Source organism: Hydrogenimonas sp. (assembly GCF_029932565.1).
Taxonomy (GTDB): domain Bacteria; phylum Campylobacterota; class Campylobacteria; order Campylobacterales; family Hydrogenimonadaceae; genus Hydrogenimonas.
Genome location: NZ_JAOZPV010000014.1, coordinates 1 through 25,761, shown reverse-complemented (window position 1 = coordinate 25,761; position 25,761 = coordinate 1). Strand labels below are relative to the sequence as shown.

General features: G+C 49.8%; 23 protein-coding genes. 13 read left to right on the top strand and 10 right to left on the bottom strand.

Going from position 1 to position 25,761, the window contains the following annotated elements; translation table 11 throughout:
• Window positions 1–174: 174 nt before the first annotated feature.
• Window positions 175–627, top strand: coding sequence for a YbhB/YbcL family Raf kinase inhibitor-like protein (locus Q1K24_RS03300; protein ID WP_300365914.1), 453 nt, complete (start codon window positions 175–177; stop codon window positions 625–627).
• Here Q1K24_RS03300 and pdxA read toward each other — a convergent pair.
• From pdxA to tgt, 4 genes are read right to left on the bottom strand one after another with little or no spacing between them, the layout of a single operon-like run.
• Complete coding sequence (pdxA, locus tag Q1K24_RS03295) at window positions 615–1,577, bottom strand: 4-hydroxythreonine-4-phosphate dehydrogenase (protein ID WP_300365911.1); 963 nt, start codon at window positions 1,575–1,577, stop codon at window positions 615–617. The two genes, Q1K24_RS03300 and pdxA, sit on opposite strands and share 13 nt — an antisense overlap.
• Window positions 1,574–2,356 carry a pyridoxine 5'-phosphate synthase gene (locus tag Q1K24_RS03290; protein ID WP_300365908.1) on the bottom strand — a complete coding sequence of 261 codons (783 nt, stop codon included), beginning with the start codon at window positions 2,354–2,356 and terminating at the stop codon, window positions 1,574–1,576. The genes pdxA and Q1K24_RS03290 overlap by 4 nt, the downstream gene beginning before the upstream one ends.
• Window positions 2,353–3,021: an arylesterase gene (locus tag Q1K24_RS03285; protein ID WP_300365905.1), complete on the bottom strand. Its 669-nt coding sequence runs from the start codon at window positions 3,019–3,021 to the stop codon at window positions 2,353–2,355. Before Q1K24_RS03285 ends, Q1K24_RS03290 begins: the two co-directional genes overlap by 4 nt.
• A 49-nt stretch (window positions 3,022–3,070) precedes the next feature.
• The gene (gene tgt, locus Q1K24_RS03280; RefSeq protein WP_300365902.1) at window positions 3,071–4,192 is read right to left on the bottom strand and encodes a tRNA guanosine(34) transglycosylase Tgt; all 1,122 of its coding nucleotides are present in this window, start codon (window positions 4,190–4,192) and stop codon (window positions 3,071–3,073) included.
• Window positions 4,193–4,276: 84 nt separating this feature from the next.
• On the opposite strand from tgt, the gene Q1K24_RS03275 reads away from it, so the two are divergent.
• From Q1K24_RS03275 to bioV, 6 genes are all read left to right on the top strand, one after another.
• On the top strand, window positions 4,277–5,710 hold the full coding sequence (locus Q1K24_RS03275; protein WP_300365899.1) for a TrkA C-terminal domain-containing protein: 1,434 nt from the start codon (window positions 4,277–4,279) through the stop codon (window positions 5,708–5,710).
• Between the two features lie 110 nt (window positions 5,711–5,820).
• On the top strand, window positions 5,821–6,885 hold the full coding sequence (gene aroB, locus Q1K24_RS03270; RefSeq protein ID WP_300365896.1) for a 3-dehydroquinate synthase: 1,065 nt from the start codon (window positions 5,821–5,823) through the stop codon (window positions 6,883–6,885).
• Entirely contained in the window at window positions 6,875–8,557 is a 1,683-nt protein-coding gene (locus Q1K24_RS03265) for a mechanosensitive ion channel domain-containing protein (RefSeq protein ID WP_300365893.1), read from the top strand. The genes aroB and Q1K24_RS03265 overlap by 11 nt, the downstream gene beginning before the upstream one ends.
• Window positions 8,554–9,801, top strand: a complete 1,248-nt coding sequence (gene mtaB / locus Q1K24_RS03260) for a tRNA (N(6)-L-threonylcarbamoyladenosine(37)-C(2))-methylthiotransferase MtaB (protein WP_300365890.1) — start codon at window positions 8,554–8,556, stop codon at window positions 9,799–9,801. Before Q1K24_RS03265 ends, mtaB begins: the two co-directional genes overlap by 4 nt.
• Window positions 9,788–11,437, top strand: coding sequence for an ATP-dependent metallopeptidase FtsH/Yme1/Tma family protein (locus Q1K24_RS03255; protein WP_300365887.1), 1,650 nt, complete (start codon window positions 9,788–9,790; stop codon window positions 11,435–11,437). The genes mtaB and Q1K24_RS03255 overlap by 14 nt, the downstream gene beginning before the upstream one ends.
• Window positions 11,424–11,942 (top strand): pimelyl-ACP methyl ester esterase BioV, encoded by a 519-nt coding sequence (gene bioV, locus Q1K24_RS03250; protein ID WP_300365884.1) that lies wholly within the window; start codon window positions 11,424–11,426, stop codon window positions 11,940–11,942. The genes Q1K24_RS03255 and bioV overlap by 14 nt, the downstream gene beginning before the upstream one ends.
• On the opposite strand, the gene Q1K24_RS03245 is transcribed toward bioV, so the two are convergent.
• Window positions 11,914–12,402 (bottom strand): FHA domain-containing protein, encoded by a 489-nt coding sequence (locus Q1K24_RS03245; RefSeq protein ID WP_300365881.1) that lies wholly within the window; start codon window positions 12,400–12,402, stop codon window positions 11,914–11,916. The two genes, bioV and Q1K24_RS03245, sit on opposite strands and share 29 nt — an antisense overlap.
• 180 nt (window positions 12,403–12,582) lie before the next feature.
• Between Q1K24_RS03245 and mog the strand changes: the two genes are divergently transcribed.
• From mog to Q1K24_RS03230, 3 genes are all read left to right on the top strand, one after another.
• Complete coding sequence (mog, locus tag Q1K24_RS03240) at window positions 12,583–13,116, top strand: molybdopterin adenylyltransferase (RefSeq protein ID WP_300365878.1); 534 nt, start codon at window positions 12,583–12,585, stop codon at window positions 13,114–13,116.
• A 77-nt stretch (window positions 13,117–13,193) separates the two neighbouring features.
• Window positions 13,194–15,986, top strand: a complete 2,793-nt coding sequence (locus tag Q1K24_RS03235) for a helicase-related protein (protein WP_300365875.1) — start codon at window positions 13,194–13,196, stop codon at window positions 15,984–15,986.
• Window positions 15,973–16,371 carry a gamma-glutamylcyclotransferase family protein gene (locus tag Q1K24_RS03230; RefSeq protein ID WP_300365872.1) on the top strand — a complete coding sequence of 133 codons (399 nt, stop codon included), beginning with the start codon at window positions 15,973–15,975 and terminating at the stop codon, window positions 16,369–16,371. The genes Q1K24_RS03235 and Q1K24_RS03230 overlap by 14 nt, the downstream gene beginning before the upstream one ends.
• Here the strand turns inward: Q1K24_RS03230 and Q1K24_RS03225 are convergent.
• Together Q1K24_RS03225 and ppk2 are read right to left on the bottom strand one after the other, a co-directional pair.
• Window positions 16,349–16,996, bottom strand: a complete 648-nt coding sequence (locus Q1K24_RS03225) for a hypothetical protein (protein ID WP_300365869.1) — start codon at window positions 16,994–16,996, stop codon at window positions 16,349–16,351. The genes Q1K24_RS03230 and Q1K24_RS03225 overlap by 23 nt on opposite strands.
• Before the next feature lie 98 nt (window positions 16,997–17,094).
• The gene (ppk2, locus tag Q1K24_RS03220) at window positions 17,095–17,982 is read right to left on the bottom strand and encodes a polyphosphate kinase 2 (RefSeq protein ID WP_300365866.1); all 888 of its coding nucleotides are present in this window, start codon (window positions 17,980–17,982) and stop codon (window positions 17,095–17,097) included.
• 63 nt (window positions 17,983–18,045) lie between these two features.
• On the opposite strand from ppk2, the gene Q1K24_RS03215 reads away from it, so the two are divergent.
• Window positions 18,046–18,597 (top strand): hypothetical protein, encoded by a 552-nt coding sequence (locus Q1K24_RS03215; RefSeq protein WP_300365863.1) that lies wholly within the window; start codon window positions 18,046–18,048, stop codon window positions 18,595–18,597.
• On the top strand, window positions 18,597–18,812 hold the full coding sequence (locus Q1K24_RS03210) for a hypothetical protein (RefSeq protein ID WP_300365860.1): 216 nt from the start codon (window positions 18,597–18,599) through the stop codon (window positions 18,810–18,812). Before Q1K24_RS03215 ends, Q1K24_RS03210 begins: the two co-directional genes overlap by 1 nt.
• Window positions 18,813–18,844: 32 nt before the next feature.
• Here Q1K24_RS03210 and Q1K24_RS03205 read toward each other — a convergent pair whose 3' ends face one another.
• Window positions 18,845–21,475, bottom strand: coding sequence for a valine--tRNA ligase (locus Q1K24_RS03205; RefSeq protein ID WP_300365857.1), 2,631 nt, complete (start codon window positions 21,473–21,475; stop codon window positions 18,845–18,847).
• A gap of 154 nt (window positions 21,476–21,629) precedes the next feature.
• Here Q1K24_RS03205 and Q1K24_RS03200 point away from each other — a divergent pair, with 154 nt between their 5' ends.
• Window positions 21,630–23,696 carry an ATP-dependent helicase gene (locus tag Q1K24_RS03200; protein ID WP_300365854.1) on the top strand — a complete coding sequence of 689 codons (2,067 nt, stop codon included), beginning with the start codon at window positions 21,630–21,632 and terminating at the stop codon, window positions 23,694–23,696.
• On the opposite strand, the gene Q1K24_RS03195 is transcribed toward Q1K24_RS03200, so the two are convergent.
• Both Q1K24_RS03195 and Q1K24_RS03190 read right to left on the bottom strand, forming a co-directional pair.
• Window positions 23,693–24,937: a type II secretion system F family protein gene (locus Q1K24_RS03195; RefSeq protein ID WP_300365851.1), complete on the bottom strand. Its 1,245-nt coding sequence runs from the start codon at window positions 24,935–24,937 to the stop codon at window positions 23,693–23,695. The genes Q1K24_RS03200 and Q1K24_RS03195 overlap by 4 nt on opposite strands.
• A partial coding sequence (locus Q1K24_RS03190) for a GspE/PulE family protein (RefSeq protein WP_300365848.1) occupies window positions 24,934–25,761 on the bottom strand: 828 nt, incomplete at its 5' end. The genes Q1K24_RS03195 and Q1K24_RS03190, both read right to left, overlap by 4 nt.

Genomic DNA, 25,761 nt, shown 5'->3' with positions numbered 1-25,761 from the left:
AAAGAGGTTCTGCGCATTCTTCTGCAGGAGCTGAAGGATGTCAACGATGCACTGAAAAAGATCGAAAGAGGGGAGTATGGCATCGATGAAGTGAGTGGCCAGCCGATTCCGAAAGAGAGGCTTATGGCGAATCCTGCGGCACGAACCGCATAATCAATCGAAAGGAGGAGAGTTATGATACTCTCAAGTCCTGTATTCGAACATGGCAGCTATATACCTGTCAAATACACCTGTGATGGAGAGAATATCTCCATACCCTTGATCTTTTCCGATATTCCCGATGGAACGAAGAGTCTGGCTCTCATTATGGATGATCCGGATGCTCCGATGGGTATTTTCGTGCATTGGGTCATCTACAATATTCCCCCTACGCTCGGCGCTCTTCCCGAAGCGCTGCCCAACGAGCCCTACCTGAACGAAGGTATCCGCCAGGGAATCAACAGCTTCAAAACCATCGGATATGGAGGTCCTTGTCCGCCAAACGGCGCCCATCGGTATATGTTCAAACTCTATGCCATCGATATTGCGCTTGATGTCGAAGCGGGTATGACGAAACATCAACTTCTTTCTGCAATCGACGGGCATGTGATCGACGGAGCCGGGTTGATGGGTATCTACGAGCGTTGATGTCGCGTCGCCGAAAAGGCGACAGCGGCCCTGACCGCTTCGATGTAACTTTTCAGGTTGACGGGACGGTCGGGCAGATAGGCGATGTCGAATGCCGTCCCGTGATCGACCGAGGTCCGAACGATTGGAAGATTGAGACTTACATTGATGCTTTCATCGAAATAGAGTGCTTTGAGAGGTGCCAATCCCTGGTCGTGGTACATCGCGACAAAATAGTGGAAATTTTGACGCATATTCGGTGTAAAAGCGATGTCGGGAACGAGAGGACCATGAAAAACGGTAGTGAGAGCTGGATGTTGGCTTTCGAGTGTTTCGTTGGCTTCGTGGATAGCCTGCTCGATGGTCCGCTCTTCGTCGCCCAGGACCCCATGGTCGCCGGCGTGGGGGTTGAGGCCCAGCACGCCGATCCTTTCAGCCCCCGTCTCTCTTTGAAAATCGAGCAGGAACCGTACGAGTTTCCCCTTTTCTATCTTCTTCGGGACCTCTTTGAGTGGAATGTGTTCGGTGAAGAGAGCCACATAGAGTTTTTCACTGCCGAGCATCATGATGGCGTCACATTGAAAGAAGTGACGCAACGCATCTGTATGACCTTTGTATCCGATGCCTGCATGCATCCATGCCTCTTTATTGATTGGGAGTGTCACGAGAGCTTCGCAGATGCCTTTTTCCGTATATTCGACCGCCTTTTTGAATGAGGCGAAACTGTAGTTTCCTGCATCGCTCTTCGCAATGCCGGGTGTGATGGTGAAACTTTGCGTATCCGGTGGAACGTGTTCGAAATCATTGGGTATGTTACAATTCAGGAGTTTCGCGGCCTGTTCGGCCATCTCGTAGCCCACAAAATAGAGTGGACGGCAAAATTTTGAAACGGTTTCATGTGCTTTGAAGAGAATCTCGATCCCGATACCGTTGAGATCACCGATACTGACAGCGATACGGGGCTTGCTCATGCCAACAGGGTTCGCATCTCGCGGATGGCCTCTTCCAGACCTGTAAAGAGACTTCTGGCGATGATGCTCTGTCCGATATTGAGCTCTTCTATCGTTTCGATCTGAGCGATGGTTGTGACGTTCTGATAATTGAGACCGTGGCCGGCTGCTACTTTGAGGCCGATTGCTCCGGCATGATCGGCAGCTCCCCTGATCGTTTCGACACTTTCGAAAAGTTTGGTCTGAAGGGTGTGCCTCGGCAGCTCCAGCTCTTTGATGGAGTGATGGGAATGGGGCAGGTTGGAGTGGAGCATCGCGTAGATATTGGCATAGCTGCCGGTATGGAGTTCGATCCATTCCGCACCGAGTGCGTCGGCACGGGTTATCGTCTCCAGGTCGGGATCGATGAAGAGAGAAACTTCGATTTCATGGGCATGGAGCTTCTCGATGGCCGCAAGCGTACGATTTTCATATTTAAAAATATCAAGCCCGCCTTCTGTTGTCACCTCTTCGCGCCGCTCCGGAACCAGCGTGGCGCGGTGGGGTTTCAAACGGCAAATGATGTCGATGATCTCTTCATCGATCGAACACTCCAAATTCACTGGCAGCGGGCTGAGTCGGACAATACGCTCCGCATCCTCATCGTGGATGTGCCGCCTGTCTTCTCTCAGGTGAATCGTGACCTGGTCACCCCCCGCACGCTTGACGATGCCCAACGCGTCGATCGGATCAGGGTCGTTGATCTTTCTCGCTTCCCGAAGTACGGCGATGTGGTCGATGTTGACACCCAGTTTCGTCATAGTATCAACTCCCTTAGACTTTCGTAGATGTTTTCTGCAATGATACGGTATCCCTTTGCATTGGGATGAACATTATCACTTTTCAGCTCACCATTTTTTAGAACCTTCCCAAAGACTCCGGGAATATAGTAGGCCCCTGTTTCACGGGCGACCTCCTCATAGAGATCGATATCCGACGAGATCATCAGTTCGATCAGATCCATATCCGGCATGCCCAGGATGATCACTTTCGCACCGCTCTTTTTTATCGTTTCAACGATGGTTTTCAGGTTTTTTTTGATGACGGATCTTTTTCTGCCGTGGAGAAGATCGTTGGCGCCTTCCGCGAGGATGACGATATCGGGCTTGTAGCGGTTCAATACGGTTCGTATCCGAACGACGGCATTCGATGTCGTCTCTCCGGGTTTTCCGGCATTGATCACGTCGATTCCAAGCAAATCGGATAACTGGGCAGGATAGCTGAACTCTTTTGCGACGCCGACACCGGCTGTGAGGCTGTCTCCGAACGCCACGATAACTGGTGGACGGTCCTCTTTCAGGTAAAGTGGTGTTTCGAAGTCGGAGTCGTCGTAAAGTTCATTTTCCATTTTATGTTGATTATAGAAATGGAGTCCGAGAACAATAGCGATAACAAGCGCGATAAACTCCATTTTGCTCAAATGCATTATTTGCCTTCACTCTGATTTTGTGCATACTAATACATAATACTATCGGCTATTTTGCCCTTTTATTGTAGAAATCGCGTTTAAATGCACCAAATTCACCTTTTAAAATCGATTTTCTGGCCTTTCCGACAAGAGAGAGATAGTAATGAAGATTGTGCAACGATGCCAGACGGAAATAGGTAAGTTCCCTTGCACGGTAAAGATGATTCAGATAAGCGCGGCTGTATCGTTGACAGGTATAGCAGTCGCACATCTCGTCGATAGGTGTGTTGTCATCTTTGAAGCGGGCCGCTTTGATATTGATTTTGCCGAATGTTGTGAAAAGCGTACCGTTGCGGGCATTGCGGGTGGGCATGACACAGTCGAACATATCGATACCGCGTTCGATATTTTCAACCAGGTCTTCCGGTGTTCCGACACCCATCAGATAGCGTGGTTTCTTTTCCGGCATGAATGGTGTCGTGAATTCGACCGTGTCGTACATCGCCTGATTCGCCTCTCCGACACTCAGTCCGCCGATGGCGAATCCGTCGAAATCCATGGCACAGAGCGATTCCGCCGAAATTTTTCTGAATTCGGGGTCGGTGCCGCCCTGAATAATGGCGAAAATATTCTGATCGGTTCCGATACCGTGCTCCTGCTTGAACCGATGATAGGTGACCGATTCGTGTGCCCAGCGTGATGTACGGTCGATGGAGAGGGCGAGACGCTGTTTGGTCGCCGGCAGTGCAACGAGGTCATCGAGTATCATCATAATGTCGCTGCCGAGGTTGTACTGGATATCCAGGACCTTGGCCGGGGTAAAGTAGTGTCTGCTCCCATCGATATGGCTTCGAAAAAGTATGCCTTCATCGTCCGCTTTGCTGATATCACTAAGACTGAAAGCCTGGAATCCGCCGCTGTCGGTCAGAAAACTGCGGTCATATTTGGTAAAGCCGTGGAGCTTGCCGAGTCTGGCAATCACGTCATCTCCCGGACGCAGATAGAGATGGTAGGTGTTGGCGAGAATGATCTGGGTATCGAGTCTCTCTCGCATATCGTCCGTATCGAGCGCTTTTACGACTGCACTTGTGCCCACCGGCATAAAAATCGGTGTATGGATCGTACTGTGGGCGGTTTGTATGGTACATGCCCGGGCCATCCCGTCGACGGCATCGACATTGAATTTCATCGGTGACATCCTAATTTTCGCTATAATTGCCTATTTTGAAGCTGTTGAACATGTGACAGCAAGAAACAAGGCGGTGCAGAGTTCATGAAACAGATATTGATCATTGCTGATGGAATTGTAGCAAAACATTTTTTACAGCGTATCAGTGAAACATTTATAAGCACGAACGAATATACGATCATCGCGCTTGACCGATCGATAATGCCTGAAAAGCTCCCCTCCAATTTTGTAACCTATCAGTTTGATCCCACCAGCTATATCAAGCTTTCGAAGTTGCTGAAACGCGATTTTGACGATATTTTCATCATTATGAAAAACCGTGTGGATGCGGAAGGCACCTATCAGAATATCCGGCGTGACGATCCGGTGACACGCATCACGTTTTTCAACCGTTGGGATATCGAGTTCGGTGAGGATCACCTTTTCAACGATGACAACCTGATCAATATCAATGCCAACGAATTGATTGCGAACCGTTTGTACGACTTCCTGCCCAACGTTCCTGTCATCGCCCAAAATGTCGGTCTTGGCCAGGGTGAAATCATGGAGGTGCTTGTGCCGTTTGGGAGTGCCTACGTCTACCGGCATATCGGTACAATCATTCAGAATCAATGGCGTATTGTTGCACTATACCGGGGCAATCAGCTTCTCCTTTCGAAACCTTCACTGATGATCAAGCCCAACGATCTTCTTCTTCTTGTCGGGAAGCCTTCCGTGCTCGAATCGGTTTTCAAGGCGATCAAACAGGAGTTGGGGCAGTTTCCCGCCCCTTTCGGCGAAAATCTTTATCTCTATATCGATATGGTTTATGAGAACAGCCGATGCATTCTCAACTGCATCGAGCAGATGCAGTACCTCCATAAACGGATAAAAGGACGGAAGCTGATTATTCGGGTCACGAACCCGACAGATGCCCAACTTTTGGAGACGATCAAATCACTCGATTCGGAGACGGTGGATTGTGTTGTCGATTTTCAAAATCGTGATCCGAAAGCAGTGATTGCAGAGGATATCGAGCAGTACAACATCGGGCTGATCGTATGCGGACAGGACATTTTCAACGACCTTCGGTATCGACAAATCTTCTATTCACTCCGGAAACCGGTTCTTCAATTCAGCCAAATCTCTTTGATGCAGTTGAAAAAACTCGTTCTGATTCTCTCGGATGAAAAGAGCATGGAAGTGATATCCGCAACCGTTTTTGACGTCGCTTCGCAATTGAATCTCGATATCGAACTGCTCGATTACGAACCCGACAGCGATTTCGAGAAAAAACGGTTTATCCTCAACCATTACGAAAATCTTTCGAACATTTTTTCGAAAAATATGAATGTAAGACAGGAAAACCGGAATCCGATTCGCGAGCTTTTTCATGAGGAACCTTTTTTGCAGATCTTGCCTTTTACCGACAAGATTTTGCAAAATCGCCTCTTCTCCTACTTCAGCACCGATGTGGAAAAGCTCTATTTCAAGCTCTCCTACAATCCTCAGCTTTTCGTTCCGGTTGATGTCGAATAGCCGTTCGACTCCATAACGAATCGTTTTTGAAAGCCGTTTTTTCCGAGGTCCAAAGCACATTCTAAGACAATTTTAAGTAAAATATATCAAATTTTTGACAGGTTTTTTGAATGAAAGTTTCTATTACACTTCCTCAACCCGCCAACAGGGATTATGATATTACAATCGGTCCGTTGCCGAAGATTGCGATCGAAGGCAAAGCACTGATCATCACCAATCCGAAAATCGCAGGCCTGCATTTGCAAAATGTTCTGGAGAAGGTCGAAGCCAATGAGTTGTATGTCGTAACGATTCCGGATGGTGAAAACTATAAAACAATGGATACGATCGAATCGATGCTCGATAGAATGTTCGACCATCGGCTCGACAGAAAATCGACACTTATCGCATTCGGCGGCGGTGTCATTGGAGATATGACCGGATTTGCCGCCAGTATCTTTCAGCGGGGGATCGATTTCATTCAAATTCCGACTACGTTGCTTTCCCAGGTCGATGCGAGTGTTGGGGGGAAAACGGGCATCAACAACCGTTTCGGGAAAAATCTGATCGGAGCGTTTCATCAACCCAGGGCTGTCTATATCGATACTTTCTGGCTTTCGACCCTTCCGGATCGGGAGTTTGCAGCAGGCGTTGCCGAGATCATCAAAATGGCGGTGATGTTCGATGCGGAATTTTTCGAATGGCTCGAATCGCACGATCTTCATGACGAAGCCAATCTTAAAGAGGCCATCAAACGCTCTGTCGAACTCAAGGCAATGGTGGTCAATCAGGACGAAACGGAAAAAGGTATCCGTGCCGTGCTCAATTACGGCCATACATTTGCACATGTGATCGAAAACATCAGCGGATATGGTCGTTATCTGCATGGAGAGGCAGTTGCCATCGGCATGGTGATGGCCAATGCATTGGCATTGGCATTCGGTCTGTTTCGCGAAGCGGATGCCGTACGTGTCGAGAAATTACTGAAGCAGTATGGTCTACCGACGGAATACCGCATCGATTCGGCCGAAAACTTTTATGAGCAGTTCTTTTTGGATAAAAAGAGTCATGACAACAAAATCACCTTTATTGTGCCGGAAGCGATTGGGACATACAAGATGCTTGTGGATCCCGAGCGGGAGCGTGTGATCCATGTATTGAAGCAATTCGAAAAGGGCAGAACCGGTGCGTGTTAAATTCGTTTTCTGTTTCATATTGGCATCTCTGCTGTTCACGGGTGCCGGATATGCCCAAAAAAACGTTGGAAACGATGTCAGAAAGGCAACCACATCGCTTGAAACAGCCGAGACTCCAGAAAATGGGGAAGAAGAACGGAAAAAAAGAGAAATAAAAATTGCGTATCTGAAGAGTGCGCTCGAGCAGATAAACCGCCAGCTCAATGAAGAGAGTGTCTGGCAGAAAATCTATGCGAACCATCTGACCTATACGCAGATCGAAACGGACATCAAAACGATCGATCTGAAAATAGCGAAGCTGAAAAAACAGGGTGCCCGAAAGTATCGTCTGCGTATCAGGGAACTTGAAAACGAGAAAGCCCAATTGACAGAGCGGCTGAATCTTTTGAAAGATTATCAGCAAAACCCGTTCAAAACCCTGATCAGACCGAAAGAGATTACCGAAGTCCCGGTTGTTACGAATCCTGTTGCAATTATCAACGCATTTTCGTATATCAAACAGCTGGGAGAGCAGCTCGCCCGTTTCGAACATGAAATAGGAAATCTCGAGACGTTCATCGCAATGCTGGAGCAGAAGCTTTCGATTCTGAAAGAGCTTCTTGCACTCGTGCCTGATGACAGAGAACTCCAAAAAGCCTATGCCCAGACGAACAAAGAGATGAAAGAGGCGGAAGAGGCCCTGAGTTTGCACCAGACCGCTCTGGTCGTCTATAAAAAGCGGGTCGATGAGATCAAACTGCGGCTGACCAACCAGATCAAGGAACAGGCGAAAAAAGCGGGAACCATCGGTGTTTCGATTTTCGTACTGCTTCTGCTTGTGCTGCTGATCAAGTGGCTGGTCAAACGGACGATCACTGATAACGAACGTTTCTATATGGCGAACAAGATCATCAACTTCTCTTTCGTATTCATCATCATCCTGATCCTGCTCTTCGCCTATATCGAAAATGTCTCCTATCTGGTAACGGTACTCGGTTTCGCATCGGCCGGTATCGCGATCGCGATGAAAGACTGGTTCATGAGTCTGCTGGGCTGGCTGGTCATCGTTCTCGGGGGCTCCATTCATGCCGGAGACAGGGTCAAAGTGGTCAAAGATGGGGTGCAGTATGTGGGGGATGTGCTCGATATCTCCCTTTTTCGCATTACGATCCTCGAGGATATCACGCTTACGACCTACATGCATAATCGTCGTGCAGGCCGGATTATCTTCATTCCGAACAACTTCATCTTCACCAATATGATCGCAAACTATTCCCATGCGACACTCAAAACGGTATGGGACGGCATCGATTTTACGATCACATTCAATTCCAACCATAAAAAGGCACAGCATATAGCAAGAGAGACGGCGAAAAAATATGCCAAAGGATATACAGACATTACCAGAAAGCAGTTGAACAAACTCCGATCGAAATACAGTCTGAAAAACACCAATGTCGAACCGAGGGTCTATTCGTTTATCGAAGAAAATGGTATAAGAATCAGTGTCTGGTATCTGACCAATGCCTATGCGACGCTGACGCTTCGCAGCACGATTTCGGCAGAGATACTGGATCTGATAAAAGAGGAGGAGGATATCGTCATCGCCTATCCTTCTCAACATATCTATTTTGATCGGGCAAAAGGGAAGCCGACGCTGCCCGATCTTTCCGAGGGTAATATCACGGTATGAAAAAAGTCTATTTCAAAACATTCGGATGCCGGACCAATCAGTTCGATACACAGGTGATGATCTCCCGGCTCGGTGCATATACAGTCGCGAAGAGTGAAGAGGAGGCGGATGTCATCGTCGTCAACTCCTGTACCGTCACCAATGGTGCCGACAGCGGTGTCCGGGGGTATATCAACCAGGTTGGACGACGAAACAGCAGGGCCCGAGTGCTCCTGACCGGCTGCGGTGCCCATACCAAAGGTGAATCGCTCTTTGAAAGCGGCAAAGTGCACGGGGTGTTCGGGCACAGCGAGAAAGAGAAGATTGCAACATTCCTCGACAGGGATGAACATTTTTATCAGATCGGCGATCTGGAGCATGTCGATACAACGGTGGTTGAGCAGTTTGTCGGAAAATCGCGGGCCTTTGTCAAAATCCAGGAGGGGTGTGATTTCCGGTGCAGCTACTGTATCATTCCCTATGTACGCGGCCGGGCCAGGAGTCTTGACGAGAACCAGATTCTCGAGCAGATCAGACGTCTGGCCGCCAACGGTTTCGGAGAGTTCATCCTGACCGGGACCAATGTCGGCAGTTACGGCATCGATCGGGGAAGCTCCATCGCCAGACTGCTCAAACGGATGAGCCTGATTCGTGGTGTCCGCCGTATTCGGATCGGTTCGCTGGAACCGATTCAGATAACCGGGGAGTTCAAAGAGCTGCTGGACGAGCCGTGGATGGCGAAACATCTGCATATCGCTTTGCAGCATACCTCTGACAAAATGCTCGAGATCATGAACCGTCGCAACTGTTTCGCGAGTGATCTGGAGCTCTTCGAAGAGCTTGCTTCACACGGGTATGCATTGGGGACCGATTTTATCGTTGGGCACCCCGGTGAGGACGAAGCGGCATGGGATGAAGCGCTATCACGAATCGACAAGCTTCCGCTTACCCATATCCATGCCTTCACCTACTCCAAACGGGACGGCACACCGAGCAGTACGATGAAGCCGGAGATTCCCGGCAATATTGCCAAAACAAGGCATAAAGAGCTTACACAGATCATCAAGAAGAAAAACCTTGCATTCCGCCGGAACGTGCATGGGCCGCTCGAGGTGTTGATTGAGAGTGAAAAAGCGGGCAGGCAGATTGGGCTGGACCAGTATTTCAACAAAGTCGCCATCGATAGTGAGCGGGATCTGAAAGGGGAATGGATCCAGGTGGAATCATTTGAAGCCGCAGAGGAGATGAGTTATGGAACTTACTAAGAAAAACCGGATTATTCTCATCGTTTCGGCGTTGCTGGTGGCAGTCGTGTTGACAGTGGCTTTTCTGCGCGACCGCTCCAAAACGATCGACGCCAAAACGGCTGAAAACCTGATTCGGTCCAGTCTTGTCACCCAGGCGGTCATCAAAGGACCCTACCTCTATTTCAAAAGCGGAGGGGAGCTCTACAAAGTCCCCAAAGATGCCGTAGATCTCAAAGAGGTTTACAACTCGACAGCCGTGACCATCAAGGAGCCGAATCCCTATATTGCCGATGCCATCACTGTTATCGTACTTATTCTGCTTGTTCTTTATCTGTTGCGTTGGGCCAAAAAAAACCGCGATATCAAAGAGCAGCAGTTGAACGAACAGATTCAGCTTGCGAGCGAACTGCAGAAACCGGCCGATATCCAGCCCATTATTTCCAATATCACATTCCATGATGTGGCCGGCATCGATGAGGTGAAAGAGGAGCTGGAAGAGATTATCGATTTTCTGAAACACCCGAAAAAATATCTGAATTTCGGTATCCGTATGCCACGGGGCGTGTTGCTGGTGGGGCCTCCGGGTGTCGGAAAAACGCTGATCGCCAAAGCGGTGGCAGGTGAGGCGGGGGTGCCTTTTTTCTATCAGAGCGGTGCATCGTTCGTACAGATCTATGTGGGTATGGGTGCCAAACGGGTTCGTGAGCTCTTCAAACGGGCCAAGGCCATGGCACCCGCCATTGTCTTTATTGATGAGATCGATGCCGTTGGCAAAGCGCGTGGCGGTATGCGTAACGATGAACGGGAAGCCACGCTCAACCAGCTGTTGACGGAGATGGATGGCTTCGAAGACAGCAGCGGTATCATCGTCATTGCCGCCACCAATAAGATTGAAATGCTCGACGATGCACTGCTGCGGCCCGGACGTTTCGACCGCAGGGTGTTCGTGTCGCTTCCCAACAAAGAGGAGCGCAAATCAATCCTGACGATCTATCTCTCGAACAAACCCCATTATGTCGATCTCGACGAGATCGCGGAAATGACGGTGGGATTCAGCGGTGCGGCTCTCTCTTCCCTCGTCAACGAAGCGGCGATTCATGCCTTGAAAAATGGAAAAAAGATCATCGAAATCGATGATTTTCTGGCAGTCAAGGACAAAGTACTGCTCGGAAAGCGTAAAATATTGACCTATACGGAGGAAGAGAAGCGTATTCAGGCCATCTATCAGGCTGCCAAAGCTGTTACGGCATACTGGCTCGATGTCGATTTCAGCAAAATCGGTCTGTTGAGCGACCATTTCCAACATTCGGAAAAAGAGATCGTTTCGAAAACGGAAATACTCAACCGTATCAAGGTCCATCTCGCTGGGGATATGATGATGCATCTGCATTTCCGGGAACATTATACCAACGCTGCCAATGACCTGAAAGAGGCGAGACTGCTTGCCCAGGACATGGTTGAACATTACGGCATGGGAGAGCATTTCCATACCGACATAACAGATGTCGAAAAGATACTTGAAGATGCCAGAATCGATGTCGAGGGATTTATCGGGAGAACGGAAGCCGGCATTCTCAATCTGGCCGATGAGATACTCAGGCGTGAGATCGTCACAAAAGAGGATGTGAAATCGATACTGCATGATCTATTTTAGCGGTTTCTCACTGGCGGGTGAATCGGAGATTTTCAGGGAGTATCTTGACAATGTTGCCGGGAATCCCTATGTTGTGGCGGGTTTCAGCTACGGCGCTATCAAGGCGGTCGAGTATGCCTGCACTTCGACGGATCGAATCGACAAAATCATCCTGCTATCGCCCGCCTATTTTGTAGGGCAGTCCCCCGCATTCATCAAAGCACAGCTTCGGTACTATAAAAAGGATCCGGTCGCCTACATCGAAAAATTTTTTGTAAATGCAGCGTATCCGACATCATACAGTTTGAAACGCTATTCCAGGATGTCGACAGTGGAGGAACTGGAGGAACTGCTCTTTTATCCGTGGTCCGAAGAGAAACTGCTTCCATTGATAGAAAAAGGGATCAATATAGAGACCTATCTGGGAGGCAGGGACCGGATTGTCGATGCAGAGGCCGCCCACGATTTTTTTAAGAAGTATACGACCAGCTACCTTTTCAAACCGTTTGGCCATCTTCTTCGTTGAGAAGGAGAAAGGTGTATCGATAGGGTGATTTGTCCGTACCCAATACCACGGTATCGCCATCGTGAAGTTTGACGCGATCGGTTGGCGCATCGGTACCGATCCTCGTCTCGTTGACCGCCGAACCGCATCGGCTCCCATTGTCGAGAAGGAAAAATGTGTCATTCTCCTCTTCGATTGTCAGGTGGTCTCTGGATATCTGGAACTTGTTGCCGAAATCGATGAGGTAGATATCGTTGGTCGGTCCTGCCAGCATTCCCGGTCGGATACGTTCCTTCACGAGAATATGACCTTTTTCGTCAATCTCCATACGCGATTCCCGACCAATCCGATAGGGAAATTTCCAGATGGGGATCATGTCGCTTTCCTGACTTTTGACTGGAATTGCAGCGGCAGCTTCATTCGTTTGTGGTATCAGAACGGCTTTGGGAAGAAACTCTTTTATGATTGCCTGTTTATCCAATGTACCCTCCTTTGTCTCCCTCGGTTTTTGTAAATTTGTGATATACCAACAATTATAACCAAACATTGCCGGTGGACAATGGGGTTTTGAGATGAGTTCTATTGTTCGTCTGCCGGTAAGAACGATTCAAAAAGATACAAATTTGGGTAAAATAGGCTCAAAAATTCAGGATAGGATATCATGGATAGAATCAAAGTCGGTGTCGTCACCGCGAGTGACCGGGCAAGTGCCGGTATTTATGACGATATATCGGGTGTCGCCATCATGGATACGCTCAAAGAGTATCTGCAAAACGAACTGGAATTTCTCTATCGGTGTATTCCGGATGAACAGAACGAGATCGAAATAGCACTCAAAGAGCTGGCACATGACGAAGGGTGTGATCTGATCGTGACGACCGGGGGAACGGGGCCTGCACCGCGGGATGTCACGCCGGAAGCGACCGAAGCAGTCTGCCAGAAAATGATGCCGGGATTCGGGGAACTGATGCGCCAGGTGAGCCTGCAGTATGTGCCCACGGCAATTTTGAGCCGACAGACCGCCGGTATCTGTCACAAGAGTCTCATCATCAACCTGCCGGGCAAGCCGAAATCGATCCGGGAGTGCCTGGATGCGGTGTTCCCCGCCGTGCCCTATTGTATCGATCTGATCGGGGGACGCTATATGGTAACCGACGAGAATGTCATCACGGCATTCCGTCCGAAGGGAAAGTGAGGGTATATGAGTGTGGGAATGTGAGAAAGTACTCTTTAAAAAGTCGTTTCACTCTCTTGCATGTTTACAACTGAAACATGGCTAAAAAAAAGAAAAAACTGATCAAATACAACCAGACTATCCGTAAAATATTCGGCGGGGAGGGATTCGACGAGGGGATTACCCGTGTTCCTCTCGACAACCTCATCGAACTGGCGATGATTCTGTCGCTCAAAGAGCAGCATTTGACGAAGGCCGATCTGGTGCGGGCATTCCGCCGTCTGTGGTCGAACGGGGATGCAGCGGACCGGGCATTGATTACGGAGTATCTCAAATCGCTCGATACGACATTCAAATCGGACAAGAGTGTGACGAGTAACGAGGCACGTATCGAAAAGATCGATGAAATTCTCGCAGGAGTGGAGCATACGCCTGCAGAAGAGGTCGCGATCAGGGAGCAGTTCGAAGGGGTACGGCTTAAAAAGATCACGCCCAAACGCATCGCGAAGGCGTTGATGAAACTTCGCAACGCGCAAAAGCGTTCGGCACTGGAAGAGAAGTTCGACGGAATGTTCGACGAAGTGGGAAACTTTATCTTTTTCCACTCGTTCCGATTCGACATTTTTGAAGAGCATTTTCACAAAATCATCCAACTCTCCTGCACGCCATTCGATGATGAAGAGATCCTGGCGATGGATGATGAAGAGCTCGGTATACGACTTGAAAGATGCAAAGAGGAGGCGATCCGAAAAAAGAGAGAGGAGATCGACCGGTTTCTGGAAAAAGCTTCCGGTCCAAACCGTTACCTCGATAGAGAGAAGATTGTCCAGGCACTGAAACGGATACCCGAACAGTGTGATTTCCTTTTCGTTCCGATACCGGAAACGACGGTGTGGCAGATACTTTCCGAATGTTTCGAGATCGATGAGATCGAATTTCTTTCCGAAACGGTGCGTCTCTGCCGAAAAACAGAAAAAAAACTTTTCGACAATCCTGAATGGCGTGTCACATACAAGCTCGTACTCGAAGTGCAGAAGCGGTGGTTTTATCAAACGGTCTGGGACAACGAATCCCTTCCGATTGATGAAGATTTCGAAACGAAACGTGTCGAGGTGGAGTCGCAATTCGATGCCGAACTGAAAGCGCTCAAAGATGCGCTGCTGCACGAGGCGGAAGGACTGGATCTCGAAGAGGATGAGATTGAAACGGTGATCGCCCATGCGGTCATCGATACGATAATGCAGAAAGAGATTCTGGAGATTCCCTACAAGACGCTGAAGACGATCAATCGCCATTTCGCGCGCCAGATCGAGGGGCTCAAACTCAAAAAACAGCGGGAGGAGCTGCTTGCCAGAACCATCCGCGATTTCAAAAACCTCTTCCCGCTGGCAAGGGAGATGAATCGCAAACTTATTTTCCATGTCGGCCCTACGAACAGCGGCAAGACCTATGCCGCGATGGAGCGTCTGAAAGCTGCCGATACCGGATACTATCTGGCACCTTTGCGGCTTTTGGCTCTCGAGGGGTATGAAACATTGAAAAAATCGGGTGTTCCGGCGTCACTTGTGACCGGTGAAGAGCAGATGATCGACGAAGAAGCGGCGCACATCAGTTCGACGATCGAAATGGCCAATTTCCAGATCGATGTCGATGTCTGCATCATCGACGAAGTTCAGATGATCGACGATCCGGATAGGGGATGGGCATGGGCGAACGCTATCATCGGGATTCCTGCCCATACGGTCATTATGACAGGCAGCGAAGATGCGCTCGATGCGGTCAGAGAGCTGGCGGAATGGCTCGATGAGGAGCTTGAGATCGTTCGCTTCGAACGAAAAGCGCCGCTCATACTGAATCACCATCCCACATCGTTAAAAAGGTTGGAGCCCTCCACCGCTATCGTCGCCTTTTCACGCCGCGATGTGCTGGCCTTCAAAGAGCAGCTCAGCGGGCGTTACGATGTCTCCGTCGTCTATGGCAATCTCAGTCCGGAGGTGCGCAGGGAGGAGGCCAGACGGTTCCGGAAGGGCGAATCGCAGATTCTTGTCGCGACGGATGCGATCGCCATGGGTCTCAATCTTCCGATCAAAACGATACTCTTCGCCAGAGATTCGAAATTCGACGGCCAGAGCCGACGCCTTCTGACCCCTTCCGAGATCCGTCAGATCGCGGGCAGGGCAGGCCGGTACGGCCTGCATGAAGAGGGGTATGTGGGGGCATTGACAGCCCCGGTACTTCAGACGGTTACGGAGCTGATCGACGAACCGGCGCTGCCAATCAAGGGACCCTATCGTGTCATGGCCAATTTCGAGCATATCGAACTGATCGCCAAGATCATCGAGACGGAGAGTCTCTCCGAGATACTCGGTTTTTTTGTCAAACATATGCGGTTTGACGGTCCTTTCGTTGCGGCAAACATCGAAAACATGCTCGAGATAGCGAAAATGGTCGACCTCTACCAGCTCGATCTAAAAAGCAAGTACCATCTGGCCTGTGCCCCGCTCAGTCTCGGCTCACCCTATCTCGAGAGCGTCTTTCACCGCTATCTGATTGCACTGGAGCGGCACGAACCGATACCCTTCGCACTGCCGGAGGATCTGTCCAGTGTCGCACAGACCTCGGATATGCTTTTCGAGGCGGAGGAGAGGGTGAAGGAGGTTTCGCTCTACCTGTGGCTCTCCTACCGTTTTACGGAAGCGTTCATCGATACGGAGAATGCACTCAAAGCGAGAGAAATACTTAACCGTTTCATAGAGCGCTCCCTGCGTAAAGGGGTCTTCGCAAGGGTCTGCAAACGGTGCGGAAAGCCTCTTCCTCCGAATTTCCGTTTCGGCATCTGTCAGGAGTGTTTCCGGGGCGGACAGCAGATACGGCGCTATGGCAAGAAATAGTACCGGCATCCATCTCTTCGTCTACGGTACGCTGATGTTTCCGTTTCGTCATCCGATGCATAGAGTGATGTGCAGATATGCCGGATGGGTTGGAAATGCGGTCATGGAAGGAAAACTCTACAATCTCGGTGCCTATCCGGGTGCGATACTCTCTCCGGGCTTTTTTATCCATGGCGAATTGTATGAAATAGTCGATGCCCCACGCCTTTTTGTCGCGTTGGACCGGTATGAAGGGGACGAGTATCTGCGCGAAATCGTCGAAGTGGAGAAAAGTGATGGAATGAGGGTGGACGCATGGGTCTATCTTTGTCGTCGCCCTGTCAGAGAGCGCCGCAGAATCGTGTCGGGCGACTATGCGGCCTTCAGAGGAGTCCGAAGAACCTGAGTGCCTCCTCCTCTTCGCCCGTGAGGTCGTCGGGCACGATTTCATCTTCTGCCATGCGCTTCTTCAGCTCCTCTTTGATGAATTCGAACGCTTTTTCTCTCGCTTCTACGATATCGTCGACGTAGGCGCAGCCCGTGAAACTGTATGGGCGTTCGTTTTCGATGCAGAGCAGGGTGCCCTCGACACGTTCTTCGAGGCATTGGGCCACTTCCCGTGCATTGATGCCGAATTCGCAGCTGTACCATATGTATTCGTCGAGTATCTTATCGGAAAATTCGGTAATACCGTCACTCGTAGTATCCTGGTAGAGATGGAACGGTTCGTTGGCCGACAGCAGTTCCTGCCACGCACGTCCGGCATAGATGGAAACGGTATCGCCTTCGTCTCTGACTTCGTAGTTGTTGCCGAGAATCTGTGAGAGTGGAGTCGGCTTTGCAGCTGCCGAGCCGACCAGTGATTTCGGTGTGCCGAGGAATACATAAGGTTGGGCAGGCAGCGAATCGATCTCACCCTCCAGAATATTGCCATCGGGCGTAATGGCTATCGTTTTTTGTGCATTGACGGCATCGAAGAAGGCCTTTTTGTCGACTTTTACCGGCTCTTTCATCAGATTTTTAAATGTCACGAAACGACCTTTCAAATGTTTTGAGCCATTGTAATGAAAAAAAGCCGTATAACAACCTTTTTTTTCTTTTTAATTTTCAGCTCTTAATTTTATTCATATCATCCGATGAACTTGCCGCTTCGCAATCGCTGCGCCTCCATCAGTTCGATCTCCCTTGCCCCGGATACGACAATGTTGCTGTCGGGCACATAATCGAGCATCTCGTCGCGCCCTTCGTAATGGAGTGAATTGAGAATGATGCGCATGACATTGAGACGGGCCAGATGTTTGTTGTCGGAGCGGATGATCGTCCATGGGGCGATGGTCGTGTGGGTGTGCTTGAGCATCTCGTATTTCATGTTGGTGAAATCGTCCCATCTCTCCTGGGCCTGCAGGTCGACTTCGCTCAATTTCCATTGGCGGAGCGGGTCGGTTTTTCGGCGTTCGAAACGGCGCCGCTGCTCCTCTTTCGTGACCGAAAAGTAGAGTTTGATGAGAATGATACCGTTTCGGACGAGGCCTTTTTCGAAACTCGGAGTATCTTCGATGAAAGTCTGATACTCCTCGGGCGTACAGAAACCGAAAACCGGCTCGACCATCGCACGGTTGTACCAGCTTCTGTCGAAGAGTACGATTTCGCCTCCGCGCGGAAACTGCTCCACATAGCGTTGGAAATACCACTGGGTACGTTGCTCTTCCGTCGGTTTGCCGAGTGCGACGACGCGATAATGCTTTTCGTTCATATAACGGGTGACCCGGCGGATGGTTCCCCCTTTTCCCGCTGCGTCACGCCCTTCGAAGAGGATGATCATTTTCAGTTTGTTGGTCTCCAGATGCTTCTGAAGTTTGATCAGTTCCGCCTGATAGGGCTTGAGCTCCTCCGCCTCCAGATACTTTCGGATCGCTTTTTTCTTTTTCAGCAGAACCGGCAACGGATCGGAGTTGCCGCACACTTCCACATCGCTGAACTCTTTCAACTCTTCCACACTCTTTTCTTCTTTCGCCAACTTTCGTTCCTTGTTATGTTTTTATTTATTGTATCATTTTAAGACTCAAACAGAGGCAAAGTCATGGATCATAGAAAGATAAACGATCTGCTCGAGAAGATTGAAACGATGGAGGCTGAACTCTATAAAGAGTTGAGCCGGGATGCCGAAACAATAACGTGCGATTTCATACAGGAGCGGATACCGCTCTGGACCTATATCCGAAAGGGGAATCCCAAATACGGCCTATCCGCACCGATCATTTATGCAATGATCGTGCCGGCTCTCATCATGGATCTCTCGGTGACGATCTATCAGGCGACCTGCTTTCCGCTGTATGGCATCCCGAAAGTCCGACGTGGTGACTACATTGTATTCGACAGACACCGCCTGGCCTATTTGAATGCGCTGCAGAAACTCAACTGCCTCTATTGCGCCTATTTCAATGGGCTTATCGCCTATGTCAGAGAGATTGCGTCGAAAACGGAGCAATTCTGGTGTCCGATACGCCATGCCAGACAGATCAAAGGGGGCCATCATCGCTATTGGCATTTTTTGCGATACGGGGATGGCGAACATCTGGAGGATCGATGGAAGAAGATACGGGAAAAACTGAAAAAAGAGGAGAGAGGATAGTGGATATCAAAGCGTGTCTCGAGGAGTACATCAAAGAGCTTGAAAAAGAGGTAATGAGGATTCTTTCCAATCCCAGGAGCGACAAAAAAAGCAAAAATCTTGCGATAAAGCCGCTGACGAGCAAAAAACAGATCATTCTCAATACGATCGATGCGCTCGATCTGGTCGACAGGGTAAACGAAGAAGAGATGAACAAAGCAAAAAGCGGGAAGTAGGAGCTGAATGGCGGCAGCATGGCCGCCGACAATCAGATCTGCGTCAGTTGCAGAAGCTCCGCTTCGACCTTTTTGAGTTTCGCCTGGGTCTCAGCCAGCGCTTTCTTGTTCTCTTCGACGACATGGTCCGGGGCGTTGGCGAGGAACTTCTCGTTTTTCAGCATCCCGGAGAGTTTGACCACCTCTTTGGTCAGTTTCGTCTGCTGTTTTTCAAGCCGTTCGAGGATCGGCTGCAGATCGATGCCCGTCAATGGCAGATAGACTTCCATACGGTCACTGACGTCGGTGATGGCGTTTTCCACTTTTCTGTCGACGAAATCGACCTTCTCTGTTTTGGCAAGGAGTCGGATGAACGGAGCGGCCAGTTCCGCATCCATCGGCATATCGGGTTTGATGTAGGCGATATCGATCTTCTTGCCTGGCATATCCACGGTCGCTTTGGCGCGGCGAATCGAAACGATCGCTTCGATAATGCGTGAAAACGCCGTTTCGATATTTTCATCTCTCGGCAGGCCGGCGGGATAGGGCTGAACCATGATCGATCCGGCCTCTTCGACTTCGGTACCGGAGAGCTGATGCCACAGATATTCGGTAATGAAGGGCATAAAAGGATGCAGCAGTTTCATCGCCTCTTTGAAAATGGCACCGAGTTCTGCCACACTCTCTTTGCTCGCTTTGCTCAGCTCGATCCCCCAGTCGCAGAATTCTCCCCACAGAAAACGGTAGAGTGTTGTCGCTGCGTCGTTGAAACGGTACTGGTCGATGAAACTGCGTGTCTCCTCCGCTGCCAGAGCGAAACGCGACAGCATATAGCGTCCGAGTGGGGTATGGATCCTCGTATCAGATAGATTATCGAACGTTGCAACATTCATCTGAAGATATTTTGCCGCATTGTAAAGCTTGTTGGTAAAATTGCGGCTCAGTTCCAGTTTGTCGCTGCTGAGCTTGATGTCGCGTCCCTGTACGGCCAGTACCGCCAGCGTGAAGCGAAGGGCGTCGGCACTGTACTGTTCGATCGTATCAAGCGGATCGATGACGTTGCCGCGGGATTTGGACATTTTATTGCCGTGCTCGTCACGTACGAGTGCATGCAGATAGATGTCTTTGAATGGAAGTTCGCCCATAAAGTGCTCGCCCATCATGATCATGCGTGCGACCCAGAAGAAGAGGATGTCGAATCCGGTAATCAGAAGATCGTTGGGATAGAAACTCTCAATATCTCCCTCGGACCATGTGATGTCGCGAAGCGCCTCTCCGTTGCCCCAGCCCAGGGTACTGAAAGGCCAGAGCGCCGAACTGAACCATGTATCCAGCACATCGGGATCCTGTCTGAAGTGTGTGCTTCCGCACGTTGGGCACTGCAGCGGATGATCCTCCTCCGTTGCCCATTCATGGCCACAGTCGTCGCAGTAGAAAACGGGGATACGGTGTCCCCACCAGAGCTGCCGGCTGATACACCAGTCGCGCAGGTCGTTCATCCAGGCGTTGTAACTGTTGATCCAGTGGGGCGGGAAAAATTTCGCTTCGCCTGCATTGACCTTTTCGATGGCACGCGTGGCGATCTCTTTTTTGACGAACCACTGTTTCGAGATGTAGGGTTCGACGACATTGTGGCAGCGGTAGCAGTGGCCGACCTGATGGGTATGCTCTTCGATTTTCTCGATATATCCCTCTTCATCGAGGCGTGTAACGATTCTGCCGCGTGCATCGAGCCGCTCGTGCCCTTCGAACTCCCCGGCAAATCGGTTCAGTATCCCTTTTTCGTCGAAGACGGTGATGAAATCGAGATGGTGGCGTTTGCCGACTTCGTAGTCGTTCGGATCGTGGGCGGGCGTAACCTTGACCACACCGGTACCGAACTCCATATCGACGTGTTCGTCGGCGATAACGGGAATTTCCCGGTCGATCAGCGGAAGACGCACCTTTTTCCCAATGAGGTGTTTGTAGCGCTCGTCGTCGGGATGGACCATGACGGCGGTATCGCCGAAATAGGTTTCGGGACGGGTTGTTGCGACGACCACGTAACCCTCTTCATCGACAAGCGGGTAACGGATATGGTAGAGTCTGCCACGATGTTCCTCGTATTCGACTTCGATGTCGCTGAGCGCACCGTCGTGGGTGCACCAGTTGACCATATAGTTGCCTTTGACGATGAGCTTCTCGTCGTAGAGTTGCACGAAGGCTTTTTTGACGGCATTTTTTAGCCCCTCGTCCATCGTGAACCGCTCGCGGCTCCAGGCCGGTGAGACGCCGAGTTTCCGCATCTGGTGGACGATCATGCCGCCGCTGTGCTCTTTCCATTTCCAGACTCTCTCCAAAAAAGCTTCGCGTCCCAGATCCTCTTTGGTTTTGCCCTCAGCCAAAAGCTGCTTTTCCACAACATTCTGTGTCGCGATACCGGCATGGTCCGTCCCGGGCTGCCAGAGTGTTCGATAGCCGTCCATCCTTTTGTATCGGACCATGATATCCTGCAGTGTAAAGGTCAGAGCGTGTCCGATATGCAGGCTTCCCGTTACGTTGGGCGGTGGCATCATAATGCAGAAGTTTTTTCCATCCTGCTGGATCGCCCGGTTGCCGTCGATCTCGAAATAGCCGCGCTCTTCCCAGATCCGGTAAAATTTCTCTTCGAATTCGTGGGGGTTGTACCCTCTCTTTTCGCTCATCTATCGACCTCGTAAAATGTAAAATTAATCGCGATTATATCGAAGAGGGGGTAAGATTCCGGTTAAAGATAAAAGAAAAAAGTGAGTTTGTTTGAAAGTTTATAATCCAAAAAGCACAGTGGTTCACAATATCGGTCGGGAGACGATGAAGTAGATGCCGTTATCCCGTCTCAACTCTGAACAGCTGCAGGCTGCCAAAGCACCCTTTGGACGCAATCTCGTCATCGCCTCTGCAGGTACCGGAAAAACTTCGACGATCGTCGGACGGATTGGCTATCTGCTGGGACAGGGGGTGAAACCCGAAGAGATTCTGCTGCTGACTTTCACCAACAAAGCGGCTGCCGAGATGGTGGAGCGTGTCGCCGTTTTTTTCGGTCGGGAGATGGCGTTGCGCATCGAGGCAGGAACTTTTCATGCCGTCAGTTATCGTTGGCTGAAGAAGATGGAAAAATCCATCATTCTCAAGCAGCCAGGGGAATTGAAGACGCTTTTTCGAAGTATTTACGACAAGCGGCAGTTTCACCATATCGGTTCCGACAGTCAGCCTTTTTCGGCGAATTTTCTCCATGATCTCTATTCGCTTTATCAGAATGCAACAACCGAATCGTTCAGCGAATGGTTGGCGGGACGGCATGAAGGGCAGGAGCCTTTTGTCGATATCTATCTCGATATCATCGGGGAGTTCGAAGCGACCAAACGGGAATATGGTTTCGTCAATTTCAACGATCTTCTGATTCTGATGCGTGACGAATCGAAAAAGAGTGCATTGCCGTTTCGGGAAGTGCTTGTGGACGAGTACCAGGATACCAATGCACTGCAGGGTAGCTGGATCGATGCGATGGATCCTCCGTCACTCTTTTGCGTTGGAGATTATGACCAGAGTATCTACGCATTCAACGGTGCCAATATCCATATCATCGGTTCATTTACGAAGAAGTATTCCGATGCGCATGTATTCACTCTAAGTAAAAATTACCGCTCGACCGCACCGATTCTGTCACTGGCCAATCGGGTCATAGAGTACAATGACCGGATCTATCCCAAGCAGTTGGAGGTGGTACGAAAGGGGATGGAACAGCAGCCCAAGCTGCTCATTTTTGACAATCTGATGCAGCAGTACGAGATGATTGCCCGGACGATTCGTAAATCGACTACACCCCATCCGGAGATAGCGGTCATCTTCCGCAACAATGCGACGGCGGACGGTATCGAAGCGATGCTGAGAGAGCAGGGGATACCGTGCAGAAGAAAAGGGGGGCGCAGCTTTTTCGATGCCAAAGAGGTCAAAGCGGCACTCGATATCGCCACACTGATGGTCAATCCCAAAGATATGATGGCATTTATCCATATTTTCGAATATGCGAAAGGGATCGGCAGTGCGACAGCAAAAGAGCTGTTTGAGGGACTTGTCGCATTGGGGCATGGCAATATGCTGGAGGGCATCCTGCATCCCGATATGCAGATCAATCCGTTCAAAGTCCGTGCCGTCAATTATCAACTTGGACTTTTCGACCATCCGACGCATGTGGGATCGGTGTCGCGCTTTTCACATCTGGGTTTCGACGATGCATTCATGGCCCATCCCATTCTGAAGCATCCGGCTCTGAATACCGACGGGGTTCGTTTTATCCATGATTTTTTCCGTCTTGTCGCCTCGTTGCGTCTGAAAAAGCAGCCTGTCCCCATTATCAGAGAGATTCTTGCGTCGCGAACGTACGGATTTATCATCGAACAGCTGGCAATGAAACGGGCGACACTCAAGAACGGTGAGATCGACGAAAGCAGAAAGAGCGATGCAATGGAACGTATCAGGCGCAAGGGTGTTCTGCTGGTGCAGCTGGCCGGTGCATACAACACGCTGGAACGGTTTATCAATGCCATGGTGCTGGGCGGTGGAGAGATGAGTGAGGGGGAGGGGGTCAATCTGCTGACCGTCCACGCTTCCAAGGGGCTTGAGTTTGACGAAGTCTATGTGATCGATTTGATGGATGGGCGCTTTCCAAACAGGAAACTGGCGAGCCAGGCCGGGCTTATCGAAGAGGAGCGAAGGCTCTTTTATGTAGCGGTAACGCGGGCGAGAAATCGTCTTTATCTCTCCTATGCCGGATATGACAGATTCAAGGATATTACGTTTCTACCGTCCCAATTTCTCTACGAGGCCGATCTTTTGAAAAAAGATCAGACCTACGAAAAGCTGAAAAGCCTTTCCGAAACGGCTTAATGCCCCTTGACGGCGCGAGCCATATCCCACATCGGCAGAAAGATACCGAGAGCCAGCAGAAGAACGAGAGCGGCAATGATCGCCAACATGATCGGTTCGATATACGAGGACATGTTGTCGAGGATATGGTTGAAGCGCATACGATAGTAGTCGGTGACTTTGCGCATCATATTGTCGAGCTGACCACTGCTTTCACCGGCTGAAATCATCTGGATGATCATATTTTCGAACACGCCGGTGTCCCGGAATGCTTCCGTCAGACTGATACCACGGGAGACAGAGACTTTCACCGCTTCGAGTTTCTCTTTCATAACCGCATTGTCGATCATGCCTGTTGCCGTGTCGAGTGCATCGGCAATCGGGATACCGGCATGGACAAGTTCCGTAAAAACGATGGAGAAGCGGTTGAGTGTCGCAAAAAAGATGATATCTTTGATCAGATAGGTTTTCAGCATCAACTGGTCGGCTTTGTATTTGAAATTCTCGTTGTTTCGGTAGAGATACATAATCATCATAATGAAAGCAATGATTCCTATCAGAACAAGCAAGCCATAATTACTCATCACATATTCGATACCCAGCAGAATTTTGGTGGGAAGAGGCAGTTCGGCATGGAATTTTTCAAAGATGGCCTTGAATTTCGGAACGACGACCATAATGAGAATCGTAAATGCGATCGCCATCGCACCCAGTGTGATCATCGGATAACGCATCGCTTTTTTAAATTTCTGTACGTTCTCCTGAATCTCTTCGAGAATATCTGCAAGACTTGCGAGAGCATCGGCCATATTACCCGTCTGTTCTCCCAGTTCAATCATGGCGAGAGTAATGCCTCCGACGTCGTAGCGGTATCGATTGAATGTTTCGGAGAGACTGAGCCCCGCATTGATATTTTCGGATGCCTGCTGCAGAATCTCTTTGAGTTTCGGATCGTTCGTGGCATTGGCGATTTCGTTCAATGCATCGTGCACGGAGATGCCTGCATTTGTCATGACGGCGAGCTGTCGAATCGCTGCAATCAGATTCCTGGGCTGTACTTTTTTATTCGCAACCGTACTCCTGAATTGCGAGAAAAACTCTTTGATCATGGCATCCACAGGTGCCGAAATCTCTTTGATACGGATCAGTGTACCCTGGTAATCTTTTTTTACCTTGTTGATCGCATCGCCTCTGTCATTCGCTTTGAGAACAATGTTTCTACGAGTTCCCCGTACCAATAGTGTAACTTGATAATATTTCATGATAACCTCGCAACTCTTAATACTTCTTCTATGGTCGTTTTGCCTTCCAGGGCTTTATTGACACCATCCTGGATCATCGTGACAAACCCCTGCTTGAAAGCTTCCTGGGTCAGTTCTGCTTTGGATGCTTCCCTTGCGATCATGCTCGTGAGCGTTTCATCAACACGAAGAACTTCACTGATCATTTCGCGACCGCTGTAACCGGTGCCCTGGCACTCCTTGCAACCTGTTCCTTTGTAAAACTGATAGGTTTCAGGAATATACTCCTGCAGTTCATTCACTATATGATCGGGTATTTCCACAGCTTTTTTACAGTAGGAGCATATTTTTCGAACAAGTCGCTGGGCTTCTATTGCGATCAGCGATCCGCTGATCAGATACGGTTCGATACCCATATCAGCCATCCGCGTGATCGCACTGATCGCATCGTTGGTATGGAGTGTCGAAAGTACAAGGTGGCCTGTCAGTGCAGCCTGGACTGCAATCCTCAGTGTCTCCTGGTCACGGATCTCACCGATCATGATGATATCCGGGTCCTGCCTCAGGATCGAGCGCAGTGCACTGGCAAATGTCAATCCCACTTTTGTATTGACCTGTACCTGCTGCACCAGATTCATCTGGTATTCGACAGGATCTTCAACCGTAATGAGTTTTTTATCAACACTTTTGAGGTTGTTGAGTGCCCCGTAAAGGGTGGTCGTCTTACCACTTCCCGTCGGTCCTGTGACCAGAACAATTCCATAGGGTACTTTCAGTGCATCATTGAAAATATTGAAATTATGTCCGCTCATACCGGCATCTTCGAGACGAATCATTACCTTTGA

Coding starts and splice junctions, on each gene's coding strand:
- Q1K24_RS03275 (WP_300365899.1), top strand. CDS start 4,277: ATGAAACAGATATTGATCATTGCTGATGGAATTGTAGCAAAACATTTT.
- Q1K24_RS03215 (WP_300365863.1), top strand. CDS start 18,046: ATGGATCATAGAAAGATAAACGATCTGCTCGAGAAGATTGAAACGATG.
- Q1K24_RS03300 (WP_300365914.1), top strand. CDS start 175: ATGATACTCTCAAGTCCTGTATTCGAACATGGCAGCTATATACCTGTC.
- Q1K24_RS03285 (WP_300365905.1), bottom strand. CDS start 3,021: ATGCATTTGAGCAAAATGGAGTTTATCGCGCTTGTTATCGCTATTGTT.
- Q1K24_RS03205 (WP_300365857.1), bottom strand. CDS start 21,475: ATGAGCGAAAAGAGAGGGTACAACCCCCACGAATTCGAAGAGAAATTT.
- Q1K24_RS03200 (WP_300365854.1), top strand. CDS start 21,630: ATGCCGTTATCCCGTCTCAACTCTGAACAGCTGCAGGCTGCCAAAGCA.
- Q1K24_RS03290 (WP_300365908.1), bottom strand. CDS start 2,356: ATGACGAAACTGGGTGTCAACATCGACCACATCGCCGTACTTCGGGAA.
- pdxA (WP_300365911.1), bottom strand. CDS start 1,577: ATGAGCAAGCCCCGTATCGCTGTCAGTATCGGTGATCTCAACGGTATC.
- mog (WP_300365878.1), top strand. CDS start 12,583: ATGGATAGAATCAAAGTCGGTGTCGTCACCGCGAGTGACCGGGCAAGT.
- Q1K24_RS03255 (WP_300365887.1), top strand. CDS start 9,788: ATGGAACTTACTAAGAAAAACCGGATTATTCTCATCGTTTCGGCGTTG.
- aroB (WP_300365896.1), top strand. CDS start 5,821: ATGAAAGTTTCTATTACACTTCCTCAACCCGCCAACAGGGATTATGAT.
- Q1K24_RS03195 (WP_300365851.1), bottom strand. CDS start 24,937: ATGAAATATTATCAAGTTACACTATTGGTACGGGGAACTCGTAGAAAC.
- bioV (WP_300365884.1), top strand. CDS start 11,424: ATGATCTATTTTAGCGGTTTCTCACTGGCGGGTGAATCGGAGATTTTC.
- Q1K24_RS03230 (WP_300365872.1), top strand. CDS start 15,973: ATGGCAAGAAATAGTACCGGCATCCATCTCTTCGTCTACGGTACGCTG.
- Q1K24_RS03235 (WP_300365875.1), top strand. CDS start 13,194: ATGGCTAAAAAAAAGAAAAAACTGATCAAATACAACCAGACTATCCGT.
- mtaB (WP_300365890.1), top strand. CDS start 8,554: ATGAAAAAAGTCTATTTCAAAACATTCGGATGCCGGACCAATCAGTTC.
- tgt (WP_300365902.1), bottom strand. CDS start 4,192: ATGAAATTCAATGTCGATGCCGTCGACGGGATGGCCCGGGCATGTACC.